Annotated in this window: 27 protein-coding genes; 12 read left to right on the top strand and 15 right to left on the bottom strand. The window is 69.0% G+C overall.

Annotation, left to right across the window (positions count from 1 at the left end; translation table 11 throughout):
* Window positions 1-44: 44 nt before the first annotated feature.
* Complete coding sequence (locus tag BLU81_RS16680) at window positions 45-311, bottom strand: hypothetical protein (protein ID WP_092545514.1); 267 nt, start codon at window positions 309-311, stop codon at window positions 45-47.
* Window positions 312-461: 150 nt separating this feature from the next.
* Between BLU81_RS16680 and BLU81_RS16675 the strand changes: the two genes are divergently transcribed.
* Complete coding sequence (locus BLU81_RS16675; protein WP_307833784.1) at window positions 462-2426, top strand: APC family permease; 1965 nt, start codon at window positions 462-464, stop codon at window positions 2424-2426.
* Window positions 2427-2535: 109 nt separating this feature from the next.
* On the opposite strand, the gene BLU81_RS16670 is transcribed toward BLU81_RS16675, so the two are convergent.
* Window positions 2536-3543: a TerC family protein gene (locus tag BLU81_RS16670; protein WP_092545513.1), complete on the bottom strand. Its 1008-nt coding sequence runs from the start codon at window positions 3541-3543 to the stop codon at window positions 2536-2538.
* 48 nt (window positions 3544-3591) lie between these two features.
* Window positions 3592-4359 carry a dioxygenase family protein gene (locus BLU81_RS16665; protein WP_197686249.1) on the bottom strand — a complete coding sequence of 256 codons (768 nt, stop codon included), beginning with the start codon at window positions 4357-4359 and terminating at the stop codon, window positions 3592-3594.
* 144 nt (window positions 4360-4503) lie between these two features.
* On the opposite strand from BLU81_RS16665, the gene iolB reads away from it, so the two are divergent.
* Entirely contained in the window at window positions 4504-5376 is an 873-nt protein-coding gene (iolB, locus tag BLU81_RS16660) for a 5-deoxy-glucuronate isomerase (protein ID WP_092545512.1), read from the top strand.
* A 63-nt stretch (window positions 5377-5439) separates the two neighbouring features.
* Here iolB and BLU81_RS16655 read toward each other — a convergent pair whose 3' ends face one another.
* Both BLU81_RS16655 and BLU81_RS16650 read right to left on the bottom strand, forming a co-directional pair.
* Window positions 5440-7455 (bottom strand): LysM peptidoglycan-binding domain-containing protein, encoded by a 2016-nt coding sequence (locus BLU81_RS16655; protein ID WP_157751631.1) that lies wholly within the window; start codon window positions 7453-7455, stop codon window positions 5440-5442.
* Between the two features lie 57 nt (window positions 7456-7512).
* Window positions 7513-8103 carry a TetR/AcrR family transcriptional regulator gene (locus BLU81_RS16650; RefSeq protein ID WP_092545510.1) on the bottom strand — a complete coding sequence of 197 codons (591 nt, stop codon included), beginning with the start codon at window positions 8101-8103 and terminating at the stop codon, window positions 7513-7515.
* A gap of 52 nt (window positions 8104-8155) precedes the next feature.
* Between BLU81_RS16650 and paaN the strand changes: the two genes are divergently transcribed.
* From paaN to BLU81_RS16610, 8 genes are all read left to right on the top strand, one after another.
* The gene (paaN, locus tag BLU81_RS16645; RefSeq protein ID WP_092545509.1) at window positions 8156-9820 is read left to right on the top strand and encodes a phenylacetic acid degradation protein PaaN; all 1665 of its coding nucleotides are present in this window, start codon (window positions 8156-8158) and stop codon (window positions 9818-9820) included.
* Window positions 9817-10728 carry a 1,2-phenylacetyl-CoA epoxidase subunit PaaA gene (paaA, locus tag BLU81_RS16640; RefSeq protein ID WP_092545508.1) on the top strand — a complete coding sequence of 304 codons (912 nt, stop codon included), beginning with the start codon at window positions 9817-9819 and terminating at the stop codon, window positions 10726-10728. Before paaN ends, paaA begins: the two co-directional genes overlap by 4 nt.
* Window positions 10728-11015 (top strand): 1,2-phenylacetyl-CoA epoxidase subunit PaaB, encoded by a 288-nt coding sequence (gene paaB / locus BLU81_RS16635; protein ID WP_092545507.1) that lies wholly within the window; start codon window positions 10728-10730, stop codon window positions 11013-11015. Before paaA ends, paaB begins: the two co-directional genes overlap by 1 nt.
* Window positions 11016-11024: 9 nt before the next feature.
* Complete coding sequence (gene paaC / locus BLU81_RS16630; RefSeq protein WP_092545506.1) at window positions 11025-11909, top strand: 1,2-phenylacetyl-CoA epoxidase subunit PaaC; 885 nt, start codon at window positions 11025-11027, stop codon at window positions 11907-11909.
* The gene (paaD, locus tag BLU81_RS16625) at window positions 11903-12394 is read left to right on the top strand and encodes a 1,2-phenylacetyl-CoA epoxidase subunit PaaD (protein WP_092545505.1); all 492 of its coding nucleotides are present in this window, start codon (window positions 11903-11905) and stop codon (window positions 12392-12394) included. The genes paaC and paaD overlap by 7 nt, the downstream gene beginning before the upstream one ends.
* Before the next feature lies 1 nt (window position 12395).
* Window positions 12396-13439: a 1,2-phenylacetyl-CoA epoxidase subunit PaaE gene (gene paaE, locus BLU81_RS16620; protein WP_092545504.1), complete on the top strand. Its 1044-nt coding sequence runs from the start codon at window positions 12396-12398 to the stop codon at window positions 13437-13439.
* A gap of 52 nt (window positions 13440-13491) precedes the next feature.
* Window positions 13492-14094 carry a GNAT family N-acetyltransferase gene (locus BLU81_RS16615; RefSeq protein ID WP_092557196.1) on the top strand — a complete coding sequence of 201 codons (603 nt, stop codon included), beginning with the start codon at window positions 13492-13494 and terminating at the stop codon, window positions 14092-14094.
* Window positions 14095-14193: 99 nt separating this feature from the next.
* Window positions 14194-15066 (top strand): hypothetical protein, encoded by an 873-nt coding sequence (locus BLU81_RS16610; protein WP_157751630.1) that lies wholly within the window; start codon window positions 14194-14196, stop codon window positions 15064-15066.
* A gap of 3 nt (window positions 15067-15069) precedes the next feature.
* On the opposite strand, the gene BLU81_RS16605 is transcribed toward BLU81_RS16610, so the two are convergent.
* The 4 genes from BLU81_RS16605 to BLU81_RS16590 all read right to left on the bottom strand — a co-directional run bounded on the left by BLU81_RS16605 (window position 15070) and on the right by BLU81_RS16590 (window position 17669).
* The gene (locus tag BLU81_RS16605) at window positions 15070-15561 is read right to left on the bottom strand and encodes a hypothetical protein (protein ID WP_157751629.1); all 492 of its coding nucleotides are present in this window, start codon (window positions 15559-15561) and stop codon (window positions 15070-15072) included.
* A gap of 295 nt (window positions 15562-15856) precedes the next feature.
* Window positions 15857-16561 carry a TIGR03089 family protein gene (locus tag BLU81_RS16600; RefSeq protein ID WP_092545501.1) on the bottom strand — a complete coding sequence of 235 codons (705 nt, stop codon included), beginning with the start codon at window positions 16559-16561 and terminating at the stop codon, window positions 15857-15859.
* 55 nt (window positions 16562-16616) lie between these two features.
* Complete coding sequence (locus BLU81_RS16595) at window positions 16617-16898, bottom strand: peptidoglycan-binding protein (RefSeq protein ID WP_092557194.1); 282 nt, start codon at window positions 16896-16898, stop codon at window positions 16617-16619.
* 297 nt (window positions 16899-17195) lie between these two features.
* Complete coding sequence (locus BLU81_RS16590) at window positions 17196-17669, bottom strand: hypothetical protein (protein ID WP_157751628.1); 474 nt, start codon at window positions 17667-17669, stop codon at window positions 17196-17198.
* Between the two features lie 211 nt (window positions 17670-17880).
* On the opposite strand from BLU81_RS16590, the gene BLU81_RS16585 reads away from it, so the two are divergent.
* Both BLU81_RS16585 and BLU81_RS16580 read left to right on the top strand, forming a co-directional pair.
* Window positions 17881-18063, top strand: coding sequence for a hypothetical protein (locus BLU81_RS16585; RefSeq protein WP_092545499.1), 183 nt, complete (start codon window positions 17881-17883; stop codon window positions 18061-18063).
* Between the two features lie 415 nt (window positions 18064-18478).
* On the top strand, window positions 18479-19360 hold the full coding sequence (locus BLU81_RS16580; RefSeq protein ID WP_092545498.1) for a S1C family serine protease: 882 nt from the start codon (window positions 18479-18481) through the stop codon (window positions 19358-19360).
* Between the two features lie 106 nt (window positions 19361-19466).
* Here the strand turns inward: BLU81_RS16580 and BLU81_RS16575 are convergent, their stop codons facing one another.
* From BLU81_RS16575 to BLU81_RS16550, 6 genes are all read right to left on the bottom strand, one after another.
* Window positions 19467-20069 carry a hypothetical protein gene (locus BLU81_RS16575; protein WP_092545497.1) on the bottom strand — a complete coding sequence of 201 codons (603 nt, stop codon included), beginning with the start codon at window positions 20067-20069 and terminating at the stop codon, window positions 19467-19469.
* The gene (locus BLU81_RS16570) at window positions 20066-21391 is read right to left on the bottom strand and encodes a hypothetical protein (protein ID WP_092545496.1); all 1326 of its coding nucleotides are present in this window, start codon (window positions 21389-21391) and stop codon (window positions 20066-20068) included. The genes BLU81_RS16575 and BLU81_RS16570 overlap by 4 nt, the downstream gene beginning before the upstream one ends.
* Window positions 21388-22185, bottom strand: a complete 798-nt coding sequence (locus tag BLU81_RS16565; RefSeq protein WP_092545495.1) for an ATP-binding cassette domain-containing protein — start codon at window positions 22183-22185, stop codon at window positions 21388-21390. Before BLU81_RS16565 ends, BLU81_RS16570 begins: the two co-directional genes overlap by 4 nt.
* A gap of 43 nt (window positions 22186-22228) precedes the next feature.
* A complete protein-coding gene (locus BLU81_RS16560; RefSeq protein WP_092545494.1) occupies window positions 22229-23032 on the bottom strand; it encodes a zf-HC2 domain-containing protein in 804 nt (267 codons plus the stop codon).
* On the bottom strand, window positions 23029-23580 hold the full coding sequence (locus BLU81_RS16555) for an RNA polymerase sigma factor (RefSeq protein WP_092545493.1): 552 nt from the start codon (window positions 23578-23580) through the stop codon (window positions 23029-23031). Before BLU81_RS16555 ends, BLU81_RS16560 begins: the two co-directional genes overlap by 4 nt.
* A gap of 88 nt (window positions 23581-23668) precedes the next feature.
* Entirely contained in the window at window positions 23669-23944 is a 276-nt protein-coding gene (locus BLU81_RS16550) for a hypothetical protein (protein WP_092545492.1), read from the bottom strand.
* Between the last annotated feature and the right edge of the window lie 47 nt (window positions 23945-23991).

Here is a 23991-nt window from a genome sequence, read left to right as displayed (position 1 = left end):
TGGTCGGGGCCCGCAAACTTTGGTCTGACCCGCGACCGCCGGGGCTACTCGAAGAGGGAGTGGTTGCGGTCGGCTGAGGTGCGGGCTCGGGCCCGGCGGCGGAGTTGGATCACCACGATGTCGACCAGGGCGGCGACCGCCCACGCTGCCAGCAGCCAACCGGCGACGGTCCAGCCGGCGCGGAACAACAGCGCTGACAGGACCGTGCACACCACCAAGCCGAACGCGGCCAGAGCCAGTCGAAGGTTGAGAGGGCTGTACGGCTCCTCGACTGTGCCGCGGCGGCCTTGCGGCTGGGGTCCGAGTGGCATCCGGGCAAAGTACCCCACCCCTGACCGGGTGAAACTTTGGGATCCGGCAGTGCTGAACCGAGCGGCCGGGGCGGGCGTAGTTGAAGCCGGAGGGAAAGACGAATCAAGATCGACTTTTCTCTATGTCGATCATTCGATTTAAAGGTCATTATGGAGTCGGTCTTCGATTCTCTGCTGGATTTCACGGGAGGCGCCATGCCCCAGCCGGAGCGGAAGCTCGGCACGTGGCCGATCTTCGTCATCGCGGTTTCAGCCATGACCCCACTAACCGTCGTGGCCGGAGCCCTGCCGCTGGGGTACGGACAGGTGGGTGAGAAAGGCATTCCGGTGGCGTACATGCTGGTCGCCGCCGTTCTCGGGATCTTCGCGGTGGGACTTGCCGCGATGGCCCGGCATGTGCCCAACAGTGGCGCTTTCTACGCGTACGCGGCAATCGGAATTTCCCGGCCTCTCGGGGTCGGCACCGCTTTCGTCGCGCTGCTCGCCTACAACGCCATGCAGATCGGTCTCTACGGGGCCTTCGGTGTGGCCGCACATCACGCTTTGGCGATCTTCGGGATCGAGATCTCGTGGATCATCCTGGCGCTGATCGGGTGGGCGGTCATCGCGGTTCTCGGACGAATCGACATTGATCTCAATGCACGCATCCTGACCGTTCTGGTCTGCGCGGAAGTGCTGATCGTGCTGATCTTCGACGCGGTCATGATCGGTAACCCGGCCGGGGGGACGGTCACGTTCGACACCCTCAACCCCGCACTGATCGCCAGCGCGGGCGGTGTGTCGCTGCTGGTCGCCGCGATTGCGGGCATGGTGGGATTCGAGGCGCCCCTGGTGTATGCCGCCGAAGCTCGCGATCCACGCCGGACCATCGCCCGGGCCATCGGGTTCACCCTGATCGTGGCGGCGTTCCTCTACGGTGGCACCGCGTGGGCGATGTCGGTCGTCGCCGGGCCCGACCAGATCGTCGCGATCGCCGGAAACCACCTCAACGACCTGTTCTTCTTCCTGCCCGAGCCCTACCTGCCGTCGGTGATCATCGATCTGGGCCGGATCTTCTTCGCCACCAGCCTGTTCGCCGCGATGCTGGCCTTCCACCACACCGTCGCGCGGTACGTGCTGACCGTCGCGCGTGAGGGTGTGCTCCCCCCGGCGCTGGCGGTCACCCGGCAGGGCGTGCCGGTGGCGGCCTCCCTCGCCCAGTCCGCGCTGGCCCTGGTAGCGCTGTTGATCTTCGCGATCGGGGCGTGGAACCCGACCACCGACCTGTTCTTCTTCGGTACCGTCTCCGGCGGCCTCGGCGTCCTGATCCTGATGACGATCGCCTCGGTCGCGGTGGTCCGGTTCTTCCGCCGGACCCCCAGTTCGGAGATCCGCTGGCGGCGTTCGATCGCCCCGTGGATCTCCACCGTCTTCCTCTGGATCGTGCTGCTGATCACGGTGGCGTTCTTCGGCGATCTGCTGGGCAGCGACAACCTGGCCAAGGTGTGGTCGCCGACCCTGTCCTTCCTGCTGGTCCTGATCCTCGGCATCGTCTGGGGCAAAAAACTGCGGACCGAGAAGCCGGAGGTGTACGCGGTGATCGGTACCGGTCATCCGCCCCTCGCCCGGGGGGAATCCGCCCCGCCCACAGTGATCGACACCGCACCGTTTCATTCCACGCGCGAGGAAGGTGACCCGACCACGGAAGCCGCGGAGACCGTGAGGAAGTCTGAAGAGCAGAACGCCGAACCTGGTCAGAGCACCGAGGCAGGGCTGGGCGTCGGGGAGAGGGCGCCGAGCGAGCGGCGAGCCGGCACGGCTTCGGTGGTCGACAACCGGATCGAGAATCCGGTGGCCGAGGGCGGGATCGCGCCCGGAGAACGGGTCAAGCCCAAGCCGTCTCCACGGCCCCGAACCCCACGGCCACGGAAGACGGCCTCGGAGAACGGGACGCCGGGCACTGCGCCTCGGGTTCCACGGTCGAGGCCGGCAGCGGACGACAACGGGCAGGTCGGGAGTGGTTCGGCGGGTCCGGGTACGCCTGGTGTCCAGCGTCGGACGCCTCGTCCAAGGGCGCCGCGCGCCCCGGAACAGACACCGGCCACGGAGTCCGACACTCCCGACGACTCCCGCTGACCGACAGATCCGGAGAGCTACCGGCTGAGCGGGCGGGGCTGATTACTCGTACCGCTGGGGGAAGGGCGTAGGGGGCCGCCGGGTGGCGACCCCCTCGTGTGGCGGTGGGCTATTTCTTGGCGGGTTTGTCGGAGCCGGGGGAGGCCCGGAGGCTGCCGGGGTGGGCCTTGAGGGATGGGTCCTTGCTGGATTTCATCAGGCTGGCGACCGTGGTGATGATCAGGATGCCGATGATGACGCCCAGGGAGATCGGGGTGGAGACCTCGGGAACCGCCTCGTTGATGTCCTTGTGGGCCCAGTGCAGGACGAGCTTCACACCGATGAAGGCCAGGATGATCGACAGGCCCGTCGACAGGTAGACCAAGCGGTCGAGTAGGCCCTTGACCAGGAAGAACAGGGCGCGTAGGCCGAGTAGCGCGAAGGCGTTGGCGACGAAGACGATGTATGCCTGGTCGGTGACGCCGAAGACCGCGGGGATCGAGTCGAGCGCGAAGAGCAGGTCGGTGCCGCCGATCGCCAGCAAGGTCAGGAACAGCGGCGTGACCATGCGCTTGCCGTCGACCCTGGTGATCATTTTGCCGTCGACGAAGTCGTCGGTGACGGGCAGGAAGCGGCGGGCCGTCTTGACGAGCGCGTTCTCGTCGACGTCGGGATCCTCGTCGCGGTGCCGGAACAACTGCACCGCGGTGTAGAGCAGGATCAGGCCGAAGATCAGGAACATGAACGAGAAGGCGTTGAGCAGGGCGGCACCGAGCGCGATGAAGATCACCCGCAGCACCAGCGCGATGATGATGCCGAAGGTGAGGACTTCCTGCTGGTACTTCTCGGGCACGGCGAAGGTCGTCATGATGATGACGAACACGAAGAGATTGTCGACGGACAGGCTCTTCTCGACGATGTACCCGGCGAAGTACTCGGTGCCGTAATCCCAACCGGCGAAGTTCGCGAAGACCACACCGAAGACGATCGCGACGGCGATGTAGAAGATTGACCAGCCGGCGGCTTCGCGGAAGCCGACGACGTGTGGACGGAGCACCCCGAGAGTCAAATCGAGGGCGAGCAGGGCGACGATGACCCCGATGGTCACGATCCACCCGAGCGCGGAGACCTCTAGCATGCTTCACAGGATCTCCAAAGATTCTGCAAACATGCTGGGAAACGCGAATCAAGCCGCGACGAACGACCTCTTCGCCAGTCCCATCCAGAAGCCGTCGATCGGCTGTTCGGGCGCTTTCGACGGGTTCTCCGAGGCGCCGAGTGTGAGGAACATCGGCGCGAAGTGCTCGATGGTCGGGTGCGCGTACGGCATGCCGGGAGCGCGGTCGCGGAAGTCGGCCAGTTCGTCGACGGCACCGCGGGCGAGGGTCTCGGCCGCCCACGCGTCGAACTCGCGGGACCAGCCGGGCGCGGCGGCCTCGGGGCTCCAGTCGCGCAGGAACGGCAGCCCGTGCGTGGTGAACCCGGAGCCGACGATCAGCACCCCCTCGTCGCGCAGCGGAGCCAGCCGCCGGCCCAGGTCGAGCAGTGCGTCGGGTTCCAGGGTGGGCAGGGACATCTGCAGGACCGGGATGTCGGCGTCCGGGTACATGACGGTCAGCGGAACATACGCGCCGTGGTCGAGGCCGCGGTTGGTCTGTGCGACGGTCTGGTGGTCGGGCATCAGCGCGGCGATCTGGGCGGCGAGCACGGGAGCGCCGGGAGCCGGGTACTTGACTTCGTAATATTTCTGAGCGAATCCGCCGAAGTCGTAGACCAGCGGCACCGGTGAGGTGGAGCTGAGCATGAGCGGCGCCGACTCCCAGTGGGCCGAGGCCATCAGGATCGCTTTCGGTCGCGGGAGGCCGGCGGCCAGGGTCTTGAGTTGCTCCACCCAGACCGGGCTGTCGACCAGGGGCGGTGCGCCGTGGCTGAGGAAGAGGGCGGGCATCCGCATGGTGGCCTCCGTTGAAGCTTCAACTATTTGAAGCCGACAGTACGCCGGTTTACTTGCGGTCGCAACTAAAGTCGCTCTTGACGGCGGCCACCTGCCCGTAATTACCTTGAAACAGGCTGTCACCGGTGGAAGGGGCGCGGGTCCATGACCGACGCGCGGGTCGACCCACTGGTGCCCCGGGGCAGTTCCGCCGAGCGCCCGTTCGACGTCCACGTCACCCCGGAGAGCGCAGGCTGGCAGCACACCGGCCTGCGGGTGGTGCAGCTCTCCGTCGGCGGGCGGGTGCGCTTCCGTACCGGCGACGACGAAGTGGTGGTCCTGCCCCTGATCGGCGGCTGTGACGTGGCCTGCGACGACGAGCGGATGACACTGACCGGCCGCCGCTCGGTCTTCTCCCGGATCACCGACTTCGCCTACCTGCCGCGCGGCACCACGGCCACGCTGCGCGCCCCGAACGGCGGCCGCTTCGCGCTCCCGGCCGCCCGCGCCGGTCGTTACCTGCCGTTCCGCTACGGCGCCGCCGAGGACGTCCCGGTCGAACTCCGCGGATCCGGCCGGGCCAGCCGGCAGGTCAACAACTTCTGCACGCCCGGCTCGTTCGAGACCGACCGGCTGATCGCGTGCGAGGTGCTCACGCCGGGTGGCAACTGGTCGTCCTACCCGCCGCACGAACACGACGAGCTGGAGGAGATCTGCTACTACGAGGTCGCCGTCTCGCCGGCGGGCGGTCCCGGCTGCGGATACCAGCGGGTGTACGGGTACCAGGACCGCCCGATCGACGTGTGCGCCGAGGTGCACACCGGGGACGTCGTGCTGATCCCGTACGGCTGGCACGGGCCCTCGATGGCTGCCCCCGGCTACGACCTCTACCGCCTGAACGTGATGGCCGGCCCCGGCGAACGGCGCTGGCAGGCCCGCGACGACCCGGCACACGACTGGGTGCGGGACCAGTGGGCGGCCGACCGGATCGACGACAGGCTGCCGATGACCTCGGTGCGGGAGAGAAGGCGGGAATGAGACAGCGCCTCGCGATCTCGTCATGGTGGGCGGGCCACAAGGAGATCGCGGCCCGCCCGTTCGCTATGTGGTCGGGATGACGATTACCTGGCCGGGGAAGATCCGGTCCGAGTCGGGGATGAAATCGCGGTTCAGGTTGAAGATCTCGCGCCAGCGGTCCTCGTCGCCGAGTTTCTCGCGGGCGATTTTCGACAGCGAGTCGCCGGCTTTCACGGTGTAAAGGCGTGGGATCGGGCCGACCGGCTGTTTCGGCGGCAGGAACAGCACCTGACCGGGGAAGATCCGATTCGGGTTCGTGATGGTGGAGCGATTCAGCGCGAAGATCTGCGGCCAGCGGTTCTCCCCACCGAGCTGTTCCCGCGCGATCTTGGTGAGGCTGTCGCCCTGGCGCACCTGATACGTCAGCGGCTGCTGATGCCCCGGCAGCACCTTGGCCAGGCGCAACAGGTCGGCCAGCTCGAACCGGCCGGGCTTCTCCGCCGGCAGCGTCGGCTTCCAGCCCGGCTGCTTGAGCACCGAGTCCTCACTGCGGCGGACCAGCCCGACCAGCACCTCGGCGACGATCGTGCTGCCCACCGGGCCCAGGTGCGCGCCGTCGTGCAGGGCCTTGGCCTCGGCCAGGATGTAATACCAGAGCGGTGTACGAGTCAGGAATTCGCTCTGTTCCAGCGCGTTCCGCTGGTCGGCGTTCCCGGCCGCGGCAAGGATCTGGTCCTTGGTGAGCACCGGCGTCCCGAGCAGATCGGCGACCGCCTGACCAGTGGGAATACGCAGCCGGTAACCACGCAGCAGGTTACGGACGGCCAGCCGCCCGGCGTCCGGCGCGGGCTGCTCCGGCTTACCTTCTTTGTCCTTGAGCCCGAACAGCGCCCCGCCACCGGTGGAGGCCAGATTGGTGTCGATCTTCCGGGCCTTCATGACGGCGCCGGGACCGACGATGTTCTCCCATTCGATGATCCAGTTCTCCGGGAGCGTGTCGAAGTCACCGAGCTGCCCACTCAGCGCGGTGAAGGTGAACAGCAGATCCAGCGAGCCCGGCGCCGGATTGCGGCTGGCCCGGAAATTCACGTTGAAGTCGTACAGGCCGCGCACCATCGAGTGCCCGAAACGGTAGGCGGCGACCGCGAATTCGAGGGGCATGAAAAACGGCTCGGCGTGCGGGTTGTACCACTTGTTGCCGTGCACCACGACGTCGTCGACGATCGCCGGATCCGCGATCCGCTTCAGGAAATCGTGCACGACGATGTGCTGGTAGTGCTGGCGCAGCACCCGGCGCGCCTCCCGGAACGGCAGCCCCTGGTCGATCAGCACGTTGTGCGCTTTCAGGAACGCCACGTGCAACTGGGAGATGATGGTGTTCTCGTCATTGCGCGGATCACCGATCAGAGCCTCACGGTCGATGTCCGGATCACTGTTCCGCGGTTTGCGCGGCAGGTCGTTGTCGTCGCCTTTGCCCTTCGGGCGGACAAAAGGAGGATCAGTCTGGCCGAGTTTCTGGACCACGCCCAGTTTGAGCCGGTCCTCGTTCTTCGGATCACGCGGAGCCGGCGTTCCGTAAACGCTGTCCAGGTCCAGGGTCGCGGTGCGCTGATTACGCATCACCCGCCGGATGTCCGCCAGACTCAGCGGGGCCATCGCCGGATCGAGAAGCACCTTCGGCCCGCCGGACCCCAGCGTCGAATCCTGGATCTCCAGGGTGACGTCGTGGTCGATGAACTGACCGAGATAGGTGTAGGCCGCAGGGATCGGGCCGTCCTTGCCGGCGTCGTCGCCCTGTTCGTTGTCGGTCATCGCCGCACCGAGCCGCTTCAGTTTCGCCGGCGTGTCCGGTAACCGTGGCAGCAGGTTCGCTTCGTCGTCCTGCAACGTCGGGAAGAGCAGATCGAACGGCTGGGTGCTGACCGGTGGCGCGAGGGCGAACGCCAGCGGGGCGCCAGCCGTGTATTCGGCGAGATCCTTTTTCGCCTTGTCGATGTCGTGATCGGAAACGGGGCGGCCATGTCCGAGACGAGGCATTATTGTCCCCTTTTTCATGGTGGGCCGAATAACTCTCAGCGGCCACCATAGGCAGCGGCGCACCCCGGTGAAGACAGCTTGTTGACAGATCCCGACGCGGTTGTTGGCAGATGGTGCGTATCACCTTCTCTGCAGGCCGCCGAAAGCTAGATCGGCCACCGCGTCGGCAATGGAATCCGGGGATCCCTTATCCGGGCGATACCACCCGACGAGTGAATTGACCATTCCGAAGATCAGGCGGGCCGCGGTCGCCGGGTCCACGTCGGCACGCAGGCCGCCCTCGGCCTGCGCCTGCCGCACCAGGTCGGTGACGATCCGGTCGAAGGTCCGGCGGCGCGCCACGGCCTGCTGCTCGGCCACGGTGTTGCCGCGCACCCGCAGGAGCAGGGTGACGAACTCCAGACGGTCGGCCAGGACGAGGACACTGCGACGGATCAAATTCCGCAGTCGTACGACAGCAGGCTCGTCGCTCTTGATCGCCGCCTGTGCGGCCTCCTCCAGTGCGCCGAGCGCCCGGTCCACCGCCATCGTCAGCAACTGCTCCTTGCTGCTGACGTGGTGGTAGAGCGTCGACTTGGTGATGCCGAGCGACTCGGCGATGTCGAACATGCTCGTCGCGTCGTAGCCGTGAGTGTTGAAGAGCCGGACCGCGGCGGCCAGCACCGCACCCTGATCATGCCCCGGGCGGCCGCGGCGCCGGCTGTTGTCCACAGGTGAAATCTAGCCCCTTGATTTACCGACCGATCGGGCGGTTAATGGAGGCATGACGAGTCCCGATGAGCTCTACCAAGCCCATCGCGAGCTGCTGGACCGCGCGATCTCGGCGGCCTCGGCCCGTGACTACTGGTCGGCCTTCCCCGAGTCGCCCAGCAAGAAGGTCTACGGCGATCAGGCCGCCCCCGCCGGCGACCGCGCCTTCACCGCCCTGCTCGGGCAGACCTTCGCCGTCGACGTGCCGGGCGCCGTGGGCACCGTCTCCACCGAGCGCTCGCCCTACGGCCTGGAGCTGGGCATCAGCTATCCCAAAGGCGACCCGCAGGCGCTGGTCGCCGCCGCCCGCGCGGCCACCCCGGGCTGGCGAGACATCGGCCCCGAGGGCCGGGCCGGCGTCGCCGTGGAGATCCTCCAGCAACTGCACGCCCGAGTCTTCGAGCTGGCCCACACCGTCCAGCACACCACCGGTCAGGCCTTCGTGATGGCGTTCCAGGCCGGCGGCACCCACGCGCTCGACCGTGGTCTGGAAGCCGTCGCCTACGCTCTCGCCGCGACCACCCGGATGCCCGCCCGCGCTTCCTGGAGCAAAGGCCCGCTGCACCTGGAGAAGACGGCGACTGTCGTCGGCCGCGGCGTCGGCCTGGTCATCGGCTGCACCACCTTCCCCACCTGGAACGGATATCCGGGCCTGTTCGCCAGCCTCGTCACCGGCAACCCGGTGATCGTCAAACCACACCCCGGCGCGGTGCTGCCGCTCGCCGTCACCGTCCAGGTCTGCCGGGCGGTGCTCACCTCCGCCGGGCTCAACCCCGACATCGTCACGCTCGCCGCCGAGGACCCCGGCGACGGCATCGCGGCCACCCTCGCCACCCACCCCGAGGTGCGGATCGTCGACTTCACCGGCTCCAGCGAGTTCGGCGACTGGCTCGAAGCCAACGCGCGGCAGGCCGTGGTCTACACCGAGAAAGCCGGGCTCAACACCGTCGTCGTCGACTCCACCGCCGACTACCAGGGGCTGCTCGGCAATCTGGCGTTCTCGCTGTCGCTCTACAGCGGGCAGATGTGCACCACCCCGCAGAACATCCTGGTGCCCCGCGACGGCATCAGCACCGACGCCGGGCATCGCAGCGCCGCCGAGTTCGGCGCCGATCTGGCGGCCGCGCTCGACAAACTGCTCGGCGACCCGCGGCGGGCCGCCGGCACTCTCGGTGCGATCGTCAACGACGGCGTGTTCAGCCGGCTCACCGAGGCCGGGACGGCGCCCGCGATCGTGCACCCGTCGACCGCCGTCGCCGACGAGCAGTTCCCCGGCGCGACCATCCGGACGCCACTGGTGGTGCAGCTCGACGCCGCCGACGAGAAGACCTACACGCGCGAGTGGTTCGGGCCGGTGTCATTCCTGATCACCACCGATTCGACCGCGCACAGCCTGCAGGTGTTCAGCGAGACCGTGCGGGCCCACGGCGCGCTGTCGGCGCTGGTGCACTCGACCTCGCCGTCGGTGCTCGACGCCGCCCGCTCAGCGGCACTCGACGCCGGCGTGCACCTCTCGGAGAACCTGACCGGTGGAGTCTTCGTCAACCAGACGGCAGCCTTCAGCGACCTGCACGGGACCGGCGCCAACCCGGCGGCGACCGCAGCCCTGACCGACGACTGGTTCGTGGCGGGCCGCTTCTTCACCCTGCAGTCGCGCCGCCACGTGGATCCGTCATGACGTTCGACGAGTCGATCGCCCGGGACCAGCGGATCGAGCCGGCCGACGATATGCCGGAGGGGTACCGGCGCACGATGGTCCGGCAGATCGCGCAACATGCGCATTCGGAGATCATCGGGATGCAGCCGGAGGGGGACTGGATCACCCGAGCCCCGACGCTGCGGCGTAAGGCGATCCTGCTCGCCAAGGTGCAGGACGAGGCCGGGCACGGGCTCTACCTCTACTCGGCGGCCGAGACGCTCGGGGCCGACCGGGGCGACCTCACCCGGCGACTCATCGAGGGACAGCAGAAGTATTCGTCGATCTTCAACTATCCGACCCGGTCGTTCGCTGACGTCGGTGTGATCGGCTGGCTCGTCGACGGCGCGGCCATCTGCAATCAGGTGCCACTCTGCCGCAGCTCTTACGGGCCCTACGCGCGAGCCATGATCCGCATCTGCAAGGAGGAGTCCTTCCATCAGCGGCAGGGCTACGAGCTGCTGATCACCATGATGCGGGGGACTCCGGAGCAGCGGTCGATGGTGCAGGACGCGGTGGACCGGTGGTGGTGGCCGTCGCTGATGATGTTCGGGCCGCCGGACGCCGCGTCACCCAACACCGCGCAGTCGATGGCCTGGAAGATCAAGCGGCACACCAACGACGAGCTGCGGCAGCGATTCGTCGACATGAGTGTTCCGCAAGCCGTCTCGCTCGGGGTCACCCTGCCCGATGCCGAGCTGCGATGGAACGAGGAGCGTGGCCACTACGACTTCGGCCAGCCCGACTGGGCCGAACTGAAACGGGTCATCACCGGTGATGGGCCGATGAACGAGGAGCGGATCCGGCGCCGGCGTGCCGCGGACACCGACGGCGCCTGGGTGCGGGAAGCGGCCGCGGCCCACGGGGCCCGGCTGGCAGGGGTGGCGTGATGACGCAGCACGAGTGGCCGTTGTTCGAGGTGTTCGTGCGAGCCAAGCGAGGGCTCAACCACGTGCATGTGGGGTCGCTGCGGGCCGCCGACCCGGAGATGGCGTTGCATCACGCTCGTGACCTCTACACCCGGCGCAACGAGGGCGTCAGCATCTGGGTGGTGCGGTCGGACGCCGTCACGGCCAGTGACCCGGCGGTCAAGGAGTCCTTCTTCGCGCCCAGTGAGGACAAGGTCTACCGGCATCCGACGCACTACGCCATTCCCGACTCGGTTCCGCACATCTGAGGGTGGAGCATGGCTTTCGACGACGCGTACGACGCGCTCACCGATCATCAGGACGATGCTCGGTGGGCGTACGGGACCGGCTTCACCGATCCTCTCGCCGGTGTCTCCGGCGACTTCCCGGACGGAGTCGACCGGTCTGACCTGGCCACCTACTGCCTGATGCTCGGCGACGACGCGCTGATCATGTCGCACCGGCTTCAGCAGTGGGTGACCCGGGCACCCGAGCTTGAGGACGAACTGGCGCTCGCCAACATCGGCCTAGACCTGCTCGGGCAGGCCCGGTTGCTGCTGACCCGGGCCGGTGCCGCAGAAGGCCGGGGCCGTGACGAGGACGAGCTGGCCATGCACCGTGGACCGGGCGAGTTCCGCAACGTCCATCTGGTGGAACGAGCCGACGACGACTTCGCGCACCTGGTGGCCCGGCTGTGCGCCTTCTCGGTGTGGCGGCTGGCCCTGCTCGACCGGCTCGCCGGCTCCCGTGATCCGATGCTCGCCGGCATCGCTGCCAAAGGCGTCAAAGAGGTCACCTACCATCGGGACTACGCGGCGCAGTGGATGGTCCGGCTCGGTGACGGGACCGCACTGTCACACACCCGGATGACCGCCGCCGTGGTCGCGCTGGAGCCACTGCTCGGAAGCCTGTTCCAGGCACACCCGGTCGAGAAACGCCTGGCCGCGGCAGATGTCGCGGTTGATCCGGGGGAGCTTCGAGCCGACTTCGAGCAGGTCTGGGAGTTAGTTCTGACCACCGGGCGGCTGGCCGGTTCCCGCTCGGGCGACGAACGGCTCGGTGGCTCGGACGCCGGGCGGGACGGGGAGCACACGGCGGCGTTCGCCGAGATCCTGGCGGAGATGCAGGCGATCGCCCGGACGGTACCCGGAGGCGTCTGGTGAACGCAGCCGACGTGGTGGGGACCGTCGCCGACCCGGAACTGCCCATGATCACCCTTGCTGAGCTGGGGATCGTTCGGGAGGTTCGGCAGGACGACGGCGCGGTGGTCGTGACGATCACCCCGACCTACTCGGGCTGTCCCGCGATGGAGTCGATCAGGGCCGACATCCGGGTGGCACTCGGGCGGGCCGGATTCGGGGTCGTCGAGGTGCGTACCGTGCTGGCACCGGCCTGGACCACCGACTGGATCAGCGAGACCGGAAAGCGCAAACTCGCCGCCGCGGGCATCGCCCCGCCGGGGCCGGCACCCGTCCGCCGGGCCGGGCCCATTCCCCTCACCCTCGGCACCCGGCCGGCCACGGTCGTCTGCCCGCGCTGCGGTGCGGCCGACACCGAGGCGCTCGCCGCGTTCGGAGCCACCGCCTGCCGCGAACTGCGCCGATGCCACTCCTGCCGGGAACCGTTCGAGCACATGCGGGAGATCTGAGATGACACCACGGGGGTTTCATCCACTGCGGGTCGCCACCGTCGACCGGCTGTGCGCCGACGCGGTCGCGGTGACCTTCGACGTGCCGCCGGAACTGGCCGAGCGCTACCGGTTCCGGCCGGGGCAGTCGGTCACCGTGCACCGGGACGGAGAACGGCGCACCTACTCGATCTGCGCTCCGGCCGGTGGTGCCCCGCGCATCGGGGTGCGGGAGGTTCCCGGCGGGCTCGTCTCCCCATGGATCGTCCACCGGCTGCGAGCCGGTGACCTGGTCGAAGTAGCGCCGCCAGCCGGCACGTTCACACCCGAACCCGCGACCGGCGGGCGGCACGTGCTCATCGCCGCCGGATCCGGGATCACCCCGGTGCTGTCGATCGCCGCGTCCCTGTTGCGGCAGGCGGGCACCGAGGTCACCCTGCTGTACGGCAACCGGCGAGCCGACACCGTCATGTTCGCCGAAGAACTCGCCGATCTGAAGGACACCTATCCCGGGCGGCTCGAACTCGTGCACGTGCTCTCCCGGGAACCCCGCGAGTCCGAACTGTTCAGCGGGCGCCTCGACGCCGGCCGGCTGCGCCAGATGTTGCGGCTGCTGATCGACGTACCTGCGGTCGGGCACTGGTGGTTGTGCGGACCGTACGGGATGGTCGTCGACGCGACCGCGGTGCTGACCGAGTTCGGGGTGCCGGGATCGCGGGTGCACCGGGAACTGTTCTGGGTGGACGAGGCGCCACCCCCACCGGTGCGGCCCGCCGAATCGCTCGGGCCCAGTTGTGACGTCACCGTGGTGCTCGACGGGCGGAAGACGAGTGTCGCCGTACCCGACGGGGTCACCCTGTTGGACGGGGCTCAGCGGGCACGGCCGGACCTGCCCTTCGCCTGCAAGGGCGGAGTGTGCGGCACGTGCCGGGCCCGGGTCACCGACGGGACCGTGGTCATGCGGCGGAACTTCGCGCTGGAGGACGGTGAGGTCACGGCGGGGTTCGTCCTGACCTGCCAGAGTCTGCCGACCTCACCCAAGGTAGTGATCGACTTCGACCAGTGAGCCGGTGGGAAACGCGTTTCGTGGGCGGGTGTCGGGGTGCAGAATCGGGCTCGTGCGGATCCGGGCGGCGCGTGACGACGAGTTGGTGGAGCTCCAGGAGATCGAACGGGCTGCGGGAGAACTGTTCCGCGATATCGGGATGGCGGCGATCGCTGACGACGAGCCGTTGCCGGTCGAGGTGCTTGCGGAGTATGTGAGTGCCGGGCGGGCCTGGGTCGCGGTGGTCACTGATCCTGACCTTGATGACGGCACCGGTCGCGGCGCTGGCCGGGTGGGTCCGCTCGCAGTGGGAGATCATCGGGAGTGGGTGGCGGGGTATCTGATCGCTGATCTGGTGGACGGGAACGTTCATATCGAGCAGGTGTCGGTTCATCCTCGGTTCTCGCGGCGTGGGGTGGGGCGGCGGCTGATCGATGAGACTGCCGCCTATGCGGAGCGGGTGGGGGCGGCCGGGCTCACTCTCACCACGTTTGCCGAGGTCGCCTGGAATGCGCCTTACTACCGGCGGTGCGGGTTCGTAGTGCTGGCGGATGAGGCGGTCGGGAGTGGGTTGCGGGCTGTACGGGCCCATGAAGCCGCGGCCGGACTGGAGCGTTGGGCCCGGGTGTGTATGGGCCGGACGCTTGGTGGTGCGCGTCCGATGGTGGAACCTTAAAGGGTGAAATATCGGAAATGAGGGTGGCTTGAGGGCTGATGGTCTTCTGTCGCCAGCAGGATGAATGCCGACAAGGCACTCGGCGACAGGAGTAGGGCGATGAAGTCTCTGACATTTCGTGCGGTCAGCGGAGTGATCGCCGGGTCGATTCTGTTCACGCTGCCCGGGACAGCGACTGCTGCGGTTCGGGCGCCTGCCCCGCCGTGGCCGCTTCCCGGCGCAGGGCACGGCGTGGCCGGGAAACCACTGGTCAACGCTGGTATGGGCAGTAACCCGGCACTGTCCACGGTACGCAAGAAGCGGAGCAAACCGGTGCGGTCCACGGTGGACAAGCCGACCGGTAGGTCGGCGGAGTCGATCCCGGGCGAGCTGGCTGACGAGGCGGCGGACGGGACTGAGCACGAGGCGGCGGACGGGACTGAGCACGAGGCGGCGGACGGGACTGAGCGCGAGGCGGCGGGTGGGGTTGCTCGTGAGGTAGCGGCCGGGGCCGTGCGTGAGGCGGCGGCTGGGGCTGTGCGGGAGTCGGTTGGTGTGGGCGAGGCCAGGCCGCGTGTTGTCGAGGCGGCCGGGGAAGGGAGCCGGAAGGAACGGCGGGGTGCGGATCTGGCGTTTCGGGTTTCGGTGCCGGGGGCTACTGCCAGCGGGGTCTACGCGATCAGCACCGCTCCGGCGGAGACCCGGCGGGGAGTCAAAGGCAAGGGCAGTCCGGCGCTCAGTGTCAGCCTCAAGGTCACCGGGCGGACCCGCTGCGGCGTGCTGCAGATGACTACCAACGGGCCTGCGGACGGGATCGAGTGGTACACGTTCGCTGTGCTGTGCAAGCCGGGGACGGCCACCTTCCGGACCGAGGCGACGCGGCTGCCCTGGAGTTCCGGGACCCTGCCGTCCGTGCGGATCTGCAACGGGCTGAGTCCGGCTCTGGCGGAGGGGGACGACTGTGACGACTTCGAGCCGCCTCGGGGGTCCTGAGCTTCAGATGCCCAGGTCGTCGCAGAGATCCCAGTAGCGTTCCAAGGCATCGGGGGTGCTTCGATGCCGGGACAGGCCCACCGTGTCGAACTCGTCCATGCCCTTGGTGGCGTGGACTCCCAGAACTTGTAGTGCGCCGTTGATGTCGCGCACCTCGGGAACTCGGCCGCCGTCGATCCAGGCGGTCGCCCACTGTCTGCCCTCGCCGCCGAAGTAGTCCGTCATGATCAGGGCGAATGTCGGCGGGGTTCGGGTCGTGACCGCCGCTGCCAGGTCGGCCAGCACACCCTCGCGGGGAAAACGGCTGTCGAAGTCGTCGGGGGCTCCGAGGATCGTACCGGCGCCTCTCTGGTGTTGCTGGTAGGCCGCGTAAGCGGCATTTATGTGGATCAAACGCAGGCCTTGGCCGATCGGAGTTCCGGCGACGTCCCATTCCGTGGCGGCTGCCTCGTCGAACTGCTCCGCCACGATCAACGCCGTGATGCTGTGACCCATGGCCACCATCATCCGTGCGGCTGTGGGAGCGCGGTAAGGGGCCGACGGCGGAAGCTGGCGGCTGCGGGAATGTAGTGGGGATCGGGCGGTGGAAGGTGGTCGCTGCGGGAGTGCGAGGCGCGGGCCGCAGGTGGTGGCGACAGGGCGCGGGAGGCGGGCGGCGGCGGGGCGCGGAAGGGTGGAAGGGTGCGGATGGCGGGCGGCGGAGGGACGGCAGCTCCGGAAGGTGGCTGCGGAGCGTGGCGGATTGTGGGTGACGGAGAGTGCGGGAGGGTGCCGGGCTCGGAAGAGGGACTCAGAGGAGGCGGGTGATTCCCTCGGCGGCGATTCGGTCGGCCAGGCGGGTGTGGTCGAGGTTGGCGCAGAGCACTATCGATGCGCCGGCCGTCAACGGGGCCATCAGCCAGATCATCGGTTCCTCGTAGGCTGTCACGTCCACCAGTACCCGGTCACCGGCGGTGATTCCGCGGGCTGAGGCCAGGGTGGCGGCTGCGGCCCCGTACTCCCCGAAGGTCGTGCCGTCGACCGTGGCCGTCTCACTCACCGTGACCCCGGTGTGCGGTGGTGCCGCACCGAGATGAGCGCGGGCGGAGGGTGGGAAATCACGATAACCGGGCGGTACGTCGGGGGAGTCGCGACCGCCCGGTGCCAAGCCCAGCACGAACTGGAATCCGGCCGGGGGTACGTCCTCCAGCCAGCTGCCGACGCGACGCCGTTCGACGAATGTGACGTCCAGGTCCGATTCCGTGTCTGAGGAGAGGCCAGCCGTACTCCAGGCACGGAATGACACCTTGATGCCTGCCGCCCATGCGCCCAGCAGCACCGCCGCCGTCTGCCAGTGTGGCGGCAGCAGCACCCCGGCCCGGCTGCCGCGGGGGAGCCCGCACTCCCCGGACAGCAGGGATGCCGTCGCGGCGACCCAATCGCCCAGCTCGGAGGCGGTGAGGCTGGTCCGCTCGCCGGTGCTGTCGTCGATGTAAGTGATCAACTGGTCGCTCATCGCGCCTCACCCTAACGGTGTGCTGAGCGCGACGGCATCACTCTTCCGGGGTAAATCAGGCGGCTCGGATCCGATTGAGTTCGCGGGCCTCGGTGGCGTACCGGGCCAGCAGATGAACCGTGCGCGGTCCGGCCTCGCCGTCCGACGGCAAGCCGGTCCGGGCCTGGAAGTAGCGGACCGTCTCGGTGAGTTCGGTGTTGTCGGGACCGACCCGGACCCCGAGGTCGGCGAACAGGTCGCGCAGCACTTCCGGGTCGGCCGGTGGCACCTGCTCCGACCATCCGATCAGCCCACCGACCGCGTTCCCGACCAGGTTGAGCATTCCTCGTGCGGACATCCTGACCTCCCGATTTGTTGTGGGTGAACCCAGCATCTCGGTCAGACCTGTGCCGTACATCTGCCCACCGTCTCCAATTCCTGTGCGCCTCTGCGACTTTCGGCCGACCCCGTGCGCAAGCGGAGCCGGCCGTCTCGCATTCAACGGCGATCGGGGTGGATGGGGCGCTATGGCGGCTGTCAATCCTACTTACGAGATCGACAAACTAGAACAAATCGGACAAAAAACGGCGCTTTGGGTACGTGGGGAAGTGCCGCTGGAGAGTACGCAGTGATTGCGGTGGCGCGCCGTGCCGCTTCACGGAGTGCAGAGCGTGGAACGGGCCAGCGTGATCAAATCGCGGGCGTCGGGTTTGGCGAGACCGAATTCGCCCAGCGCCTCGACTACCGATCGGCGCGGGTTCCCGGCTTCGAGAGAATCACATGCCCGGCCGCCCATCTCGGTGATCTCCTCATTGCGCAGGTCCATCGTGGCCTCCGGCATCTCCCCGCGAACCGCTTCCACGAATCGGGCACCCGACACCGTCTCGGACGGCGTGACCGATCCCGACGGCGACGGTTCCGATGATGCGAAGGGTCCGGCGGCGATCGGTGGTTCCGCGCTGTCCGCGCTGTCCGCGCTGTCCGCGACAAGAGGTTCGGCAGGCGGTCCGGTCACCGTCGGCGACGGCATCGGATCATTCCATTGCGGTACGGGTGCGGCACCCCCGCATCCACCCAGGAACGTCACGGCCATCGCCCCGGTCAACACGGCAAGTCCGAGCCTGTTCAACGAAACCTCCTGAGGTTCGGTGGCCCGCACGTTCACTGCCACCGGTGCACTGGTCTTCGACTCTTCGACGGGAACGATCTCCCGCGTTTCGGTGGGGGTGTGCAATGTCAGTCATCGCGGTCAGTCATGGCGCGGCGCGCTCGTCGCCGGAAATCAGCGTCGGCCGCGTAGATCCGCCGGTCGCCCGCTGCGCAGAGCCACCGCGGGCTCGGTGATCGTCGGCCCGAACGGGCGCCGCTCCACCGTCGGCCGAGGCCTGCCGATCCGTGTACCCGCAGCTGTCGGTGCAGTGCCGGTGGCACCGGCCCCGCCTGCCGCGGTGCCCGATGCGGCGGCCCTGCGGGTGGCGGAGGCGGTAGTGCTGCCGGAGTCGGCGGCCGCTGGAGCGGTGTAGTCGGCAGGAGCGGTCGGTCTGGCGGCCGTGCGGGCGGCGAGGTTCGATCTGGCGGTTCCAGGGGTGACGTTGGCGGTTCCAGGGGTGATGAGTGCCGTGGGGGTGTTCGGGGCGGTGGGGAAGGCCGGGGCTGGGAGCCGGCTGGGAAGTCGCGTGGTGATCGCTGTGCGAAGTGCGGTGGTGGACGGGGTCCGGTCGGTTGCGCGGGCCGCTGCCGGGGGAGCTGGGCAGCGGTCGGGTGGAGCGTCGGGGAAGGCCGTGGGCAGCTCGGGGAGAAGCACCCGGACGACCTTAGACACCCGTACGGCGGATGGGGGTTGCCGCGCCGTAGGTACCCGGACGGGCTACCGCGGGCACAGCGAAGTCACAGACGTCTCACCGCTGCCGAACAAGCTGAAGGCGCAATCTCGTTCACATGACCGACCTGATGACGCGCCCCGGCGTGAACGAGCACAGCCACGACCCGTACCACCGGGGCAGCCGGGTCACCTTCGATCTGCCGCCGGTGCACTACATCCCGCCGCCGATGCTGACGGAGCCCCGTGACCCGCGCTGGAAGAAGCGGGTCGCCGGTGGCGCGGCGGTGCTGGCGCTGATCGCCGGTGGTGGCAGCGCGGGCGCGTTCCTGGTCGAGAACTATGTGAACGGTCAGCCCGTCCAGGCCTCGGTCGCCGGGACCACCGTCAGTGAGACCAGCGACCTGGCGCCGATCGTGGCGAAGGTGCAGCCCAGCGTCGTGACCGTGCTCGTCGACAGTAACCAGGCGTCGTCGCTCGGCTCCGGCGTGGTGCTCAGCGCCGACGGTCTGATCCTCACCAACAATCACGTGATCGAGTCGGACGGCACGGTCAGTGTCCGGCTGTCCACCGGCCAGACCGTGCCCGCCTCGGTCGTCGCGACCGACACGACTCACGATCTGGCGCTGGTGCAGGCCACCGGGCTGTCCGGGCTGACCCCGGTCACGTTCGCCTCGGACGACAGTGTCGCGGTCGGCGACACGGTGCTGGCCTTCGGTGCCCCGCTGGGCCTGGAGGGCACGGTGACCTCCGGCATCGTCTCGGCGCAGGGCCGCTCCCTGGACACCGGCGACGAGAAGTTGAGCGGCTTGCTCCAGACCGACGCCGCGATCAACCAGGGCAACTCGGGCGGCGCCTTGGTCGACATGTCCGGACGGGTGATCGGCATCAATGTCGCCATCGCCACGACCGGCGACAGCACCGGCAGTGTCGGCCTCGGTTTCGCCATCCCCGCCGACACCGTCACCAGCGTCGTCCGCCAGCTTCAGGCCCAGCTCTGACCCGGCCCACAACCCGCGACCCCGGCTCGGCGAAGAAAGAGCCCACGGCCGTGTTCTCAACGGCCCCTGGCGAGAAGCCCGATGGAAAGGCCGCCGGCGAAGAGACTCAGGCCGCCGACCGGGCGTCCCGCAACGCCGGCCCCTTCAGTGCGAAGGCCAGCAGCCCGATGACGGCGATGACACCCGCCGTGACCGCGGCCGACCGGTTGTCGTACGGCTGTGTCTGCCAGGCGAGGGCCTGGCGCAGCACCGACGGCCCTTCGAACGGGAACATCACCGCGGGCAGCGTCCAGCCCAGCGGCAGGAACCACGAGCGGGCCGGCCCGAGCAGCGCGGCTCCGAGAGCGGTCAGGCCGAGCAGCCCGGTCGCGTCCCGGAGCACCAGCGCGGCCGGGCCGAACCGGGTGCTGGTCGCCAGGGTGACCAGCACCAGGGCGAGGATCACCACAAGCGCGACGAGCAGATGCCCGGTACGGCGGGGCAGCCAGTGCAGCGCACTGGTGCGTTCCAGCGCGTCGTCGTGACCGCCGAGAGTGGGCGCCACCGAGGCAGCCAGCAGCAGCACCAGCAGCACGACCATACTGATGTCGGCGTCCGGCACCTCGGAGAAGAGCGCCACCACCGACCACATCAGCAGGGTGCCACCGGCTGCCGCGGCCACCGCCGCCGGGACGCGCCGCGCCCGGACGTACAGCGTCAGGTACCTCATTCCAGCAGACCGCTCATGTCGGTGCACTCCACGCCGGCTTTGCGGACGGCCGCCACCTTGGCCAGCGCTTCTGCTTCGGGCAGCTTGCGCAGGTTCTCCCACAGCACGGTCGCTTCGGGGGTGACGGTGTAGGGCTTGCCCGTCTCGTCGAAGACTCCGGCATCGAACGGGTCGTCGACCGGCGGCCGGCCGGCGAGCCAGGCACCCGAGGCTCGGGCCACCGCGCTGACATTACCCTGCGGGCAGCCGGTGAAATTCGCCCCGCCGGCCCACAGCAGCCGGTTCACCAGGTGGTCGGCATCCGCGAGGTGACCGTTGCGGTCGACGTCCACCTGGAAGCCGACGGCCTCGCTGTCGAATGCTTTCACGGCGTTTTCGTCCAGGTAGTTGGTGGTGTCCTCCTGAACCGTCGTCGGTGCGTTCGGGAGTTTCGCGAGCAGCGCCAGGGCCTCCCGCGCCTTCGGGGTGATCTCGGGCAGCAGCCGGCTGTGCACCCGGCCGACGCAGACGCGGGGCGCGTCGTCGGTGCACACCAGTTCCTGGGCCACCGGGTCGATCATGATGCGGTTGTAGTCGCGGGGCACGACGGCGAGGCTGACCGCCAGGCCGAGCACGACGGGCAGCACCGCCGCCGCACGGGTCTGCCATCGGCTCGCGGTGATCGCCACCGCCGCCGCCACGATCAGGGACAGCGCCAGGATCGCCTGGGCCGCGCTGACCAGCAGGGGCACGGTCTGGAACTCACTGAACGGGTTCATGCCCCATGTCGGGGAGGCGAGGACGGCCAGCCAGTCCTGCTTGAACCCCATCGGCGCGGCGAGGATGACCACGAAACCGGCCACGGCCAGGGCGGGTGCGGTGGCGGGACTGGGGAGCAGGCGTCCCATGGCCAGGCCGATCCAGGCCGAGGCGAGCATGACCAGGACACCGACCGCGACGACACCGAACACAGCGCCGGGCAGGTAGGAGGCGGTCGTCACGATCCATGGCACGGACACCGCGAGAACCGCCAGGTAGGCGGCCGTCACCGCGAGACCGACGGCGGTCAGGGTCAGCAGGATCCGCTGGTGGTGCGGGCGGGGCGTGCCGGCGAACAGTTCCGCCGTCTTCGCCCGGTGTTCGCGGCGGGCCAGCCAGGCACCGATCGCGAGGGCCAGCGGAGACAGCAGCATCAGGTAGTCGCGCTGGCTCATGGCGAGCGACATCCAGCCGCCCGACCACTCCCCGCGGGCGAGGAACAGCGAGACTGTGCCGGCCAGCAGGATCAGCAGAGCGCCGGGCGCACCGAAACGGCGCAACTGGACCAGGAGGACGCGGCTCACGCGGCACCCCCACGGTGGCGGCGCAGCAGGGCGGAGTAACCGCGTTCGGCCGGGCTGTCCCCGGCGTCGTGCGGGCCGCCGTAGGTGATCAGCGCGTTCGGGTCGCCCTGGAACACCAGCTTGCCCTCATTCACCAGGATGACGTCGGTGCAGGCCGCGACCACGTCCTCGACCAGGTGGGTGGAGACCAGCACACAACTGTCGACGCCGATGTCCCGCAGCAGCTCACGGAAGTCGAGACGCTGCTCCGGGTCGAGGCCCACGGTCGGTTCGTCGAGCAGCAGGATCTGCGGGTCGTTCACGATGGCCTGGGCGATGCCGGCCCGGCGCAGCATGCCACCGGACAGCGTCTTCATCCGGGCGTCCGCCTTGGCGGTGAGCCGGACACGTTCGATGGCCCGCTGGGCCGCTCCGGGGATGGCGGACTTCGGCATCTCCTTGAGCCAGGCCATGTACTCGACGAACTCGCGCACGGTGAACCGCGGGTAGAAGCCGAACTCCTGCGGGAGGTAGCCGAGCCCACGGCGGGCCCGCCGTAGATCGCCCCGGCCGCTCACCGTCTCGCCGAGCAGGGTCAGCTCGCCGCCGGCCGGTTTCAGCACGGTGGCCAGCGCCCGCATCAGGGTCGTCTTGCCGGCCCCGTTCGGGCCGAGCAGGCCGTGCACCCCGGTCTGCAGCCGCAGGTCGAGCCGGTCGACGGCCAGGTGGCGTCCGGCCTTCACCTGCAGCTGCTCGGCGTGGACGGCCCAGGCGTAGGTGGCCGGCGCCGTCTCGGCAGCGCTTATCGTTCGCATGTCACTCCTGAAGTCTCGCGGGCATTCGGCTGATCGGAAAAGGTCAGTGGCCGCTGGGCAGGCGGCGGAACAGATCGGCGCGGGCGACGATGAAAGCGGCCATCGCGACGGTGACGAGAGCCCACCCGCCGGTGCCGCCGGGAGTGAGCACCGCGGGCAGTTCCGCGGTGACCAAACTGGGCAGGACGACGGCCGCGGCCCACAGCGTGGCCAGTGCGGCGGCGGCCCGGCTGACGCCGATCAGGCTGCCGAGGGCGATGGTCGCGGCGGTGAAGGCCAGGCACGGTGCGAGCAGGGCGGCGAGCGGGATTCCGGTACGGGTACCGGCCAGCGCCAGCAGCGGCATGACGACGGCCAGCACGACCGCGGTCCGGCGCAGCAGCATGGCGAGCCCGGCGGCCGGAGTGCCGGCGATCAGTTCCCAGGCCGGGTCGCTGCGCCGGCTCCACGCGACGGCCACTCCGGGCAGCGGCGCGACCGGTGCGAGCAGCAGCACCAGTGACGGCAGCCGAGGTTGGGCCATCTGCATCAGGACGGCGCAGCCGAGCACGGCGGCCGTCATGATCAGCCACGGCACGACCGTCACGGTGAACCAGCGGCGGCCGGTCACCGACCAGGCCCGGCGGCGGCGCACCGGGGCCGGCCCGGCGCCGATGCCCTGATCGATACCGGTCGCCACCAGGTCGAGCAGGGCGCGGGTGTCGTCGGTGGTCCGGCTGGCCAGCCGCGCCCGGCAGTCCGGGCAGGTCTCCAGGTGGGCCTCCACCGACCAAACGCTGGCCTCGTCCAGGCTCGGGTCGCCTTCGGCGTAGCGGGTGATGACGGTGGATTCCGGGTGCTTGGTCATGACAGCGCCTCCCGCAGCGCGATCCGGGCCCGCCGCGCGCGGGATTTCACGGTGCCCTCGGGCACGTTGAGAAGGACTGCGGTGTCGCGGGCGGAGAGCCCGTCGAGCACCATCGCCCGCAGTACCTGCCGGACCTCCGGCGGTAGTCGTAGTAGCGCCTGTTCCAGGTCCTGGCCGACCCGGCCGGCCATCACCTCGTCCTCGGCGGCCGGGGCCACCGTCTCGGTGATCGGCACCGGCGGCACCTGGGCCAGCCGGGCGCGCCGGCGGAACGCGTCGACCATCCGGTTGGCGGCGATCGTCCACAGCCAGCCGACGGCGCTGCCCCGGGCGGTGGAGTCGGCGAAGGTGCCCGCCGCCCGCCACACCGAGAGGTAGGTCTCCTGCAGCACGTCGGCGACCACGTCGGCGTCCGAACACCGGCGGCGCAGCCGGACGGCGAGCCACGGCGACGTACGCCGATACAGCTCGTCGAAGGCGCGCCGGTCACCGGCGGCGGTGCGGCGCACGAGTTCTTCCTCGTCGACCGCGTCCAGGCTCTCTCTCACACCCGGCTAGACGACCGCGCCACGGCGATCAGATTCCACTTTACTGTGACCCGCACCACAGCATGGTCACATGGGGTGACGGTGTGGATCAGAGGACGGCGCGGAACTCCGGCCAGTGGCCCCAGAAACGCTCGACCTCTTCGATCACGGTCTGCAGCCGGGCGGCGACCTCACGCGGTACCGGTGTGCCGTCGTCCCAGCGCGGCGCGCTCGGCAGATAGTAGAGGCCGCCGCGCACCCCCGGATCCACGCCGAGGGTCAGGACATGCCCGTCCACCTCGAACTGGGTGGCGAAACGCTTGCTGCGCACGATCGCGCCGGTGTGGTGGCGGGCTTCCCGGGGCTGAAGTTCCTGGACCGTCATGACCTTCTCCTTGCCGAACGAAACATGACTGAAACACGATCCGGGTC

The organism is Actinoplanes derwentensis (assembly GCF_900104725.1).
GTDB lineage: Bacteria > Actinomycetota > Actinomycetes > Mycobacteriales > Micromonosporaceae > Actinoplanes > Actinoplanes derwentensis.
The sequence above is the reverse complement of the archived record's forward strand: the minus strand, read 5'-3'. Positions and strand labels throughout refer to the sequence as shown.

Coding starts and splice junctions, on each gene's coding strand:
- BLU81_RS16565 (WP_092545495.1), bottom strand. CDS start 22,185: ATGCGAACGATAAGCGCTGCCGAGACGGCGCCGGCCACCTACGCCTGG.
- BLU81_RS16605 (WP_157751629.1), bottom strand. CDS start 15,561: ATGGGTCACAGCATCACGGCGTTGATCGTGGCGGAGCAGTTCGACGAG.
- BLU81_RS16665 (WP_197686249.1), bottom strand. CDS start 4,359: ATGCGGATGCCCGCCCTCTTCCTCAGCCACGGCGCACCGCCCCTGGTC.
- iolB (WP_092545512.1), top strand. CDS start 4,504: ATGACCGACGCGCGGGTCGACCCACTGGTGCCCCGGGGCAGTTCCGCC.
- BLU81_RS16600 (WP_092545501.1), bottom strand. CDS start 16,561: ATGAGCGACCAGTTGATCACTTACATCGACGACAGCACCGGCGAGCGG.
- BLU81_RS16610 (WP_157751630.1), top strand. CDS start 14,194: ATGAAGTCTCTGACATTTCGTGCGGTCAGCGGAGTGATCGCCGGGTCG.
- BLU81_RS16670 (WP_092545513.1), bottom strand. CDS start 3,543: ATGCTAGAGGTCTCCGCGCTCGGGTGGATCGTGACCATCGGGGTCATC.
- paaN (WP_092545509.1), top strand. CDS start 8,156: ATGACGAGTCCCGATGAGCTCTACCAAGCCCATCGCGAGCTGCTGGAC.
- BLU81_RS16550 (WP_092545492.1), bottom strand. CDS start 23,944: ATGACGGTCCAGGAACTTCAGCCCCGGGAAGCCCGCCACCACACCGGC.
- BLU81_RS16575 (WP_092545497.1), bottom strand. CDS start 20,069: ATGAGGTACCTGACGCTGTACGTCCGGGCGCGGCGCGTCCCGGCGGCG.
- paaB (WP_092545507.1), top strand. CDS start 10,728: ATGACGCAGCACGAGTGGCCGTTGTTCGAGGTGTTCGTGCGAGCCAAG.
- BLU81_RS16675 (WP_307833784.1), top strand. CDS start 462: ATGGAGTCGGTCTTCGATTCTCTGCTGGATTTCACGGGAGGCGCCATG.
- paaC (WP_092545506.1), top strand. CDS start 11,025: ATGGCTTTCGACGACGCGTACGACGCGCTCACCGATCATCAGGACGAT.
- BLU81_RS16680 (WP_092545514.1), bottom strand. CDS start 311: ATGCCACTCGGACCCCAGCCGCAAGGCCGCCGCGGCACAGTCGAGGAG.
- paaA (WP_092545508.1), top strand. CDS start 9,817: ATGACGTTCGACGAGTCGATCGCCCGGGACCAGCGGATCGAGCCGGCC.
- BLU81_RS16580 (WP_092545498.1), top strand. CDS start 18,479: ATGACCGACCTGATGACGCGCCCCGGCGTGAACGAGCACAGCCACGAC.
- paaE (WP_092545504.1), top strand. CDS start 12,396: ATGACACCACGGGGGTTTCATCCACTGCGGGTCGCCACCGTCGACCGG.
- BLU81_RS16560 (WP_092545494.1), bottom strand. CDS start 23,032: ATGACCAAGCACCCGGAATCCACCGTCATCACCCGCTACGCCGAAGGC.
- BLU81_RS16595 (WP_092557194.1), bottom strand. CDS start 16,898: ATGTCCGCACGAGGAATGCTCAACCTGGTCGGGAACGCGGTCGGTGGG.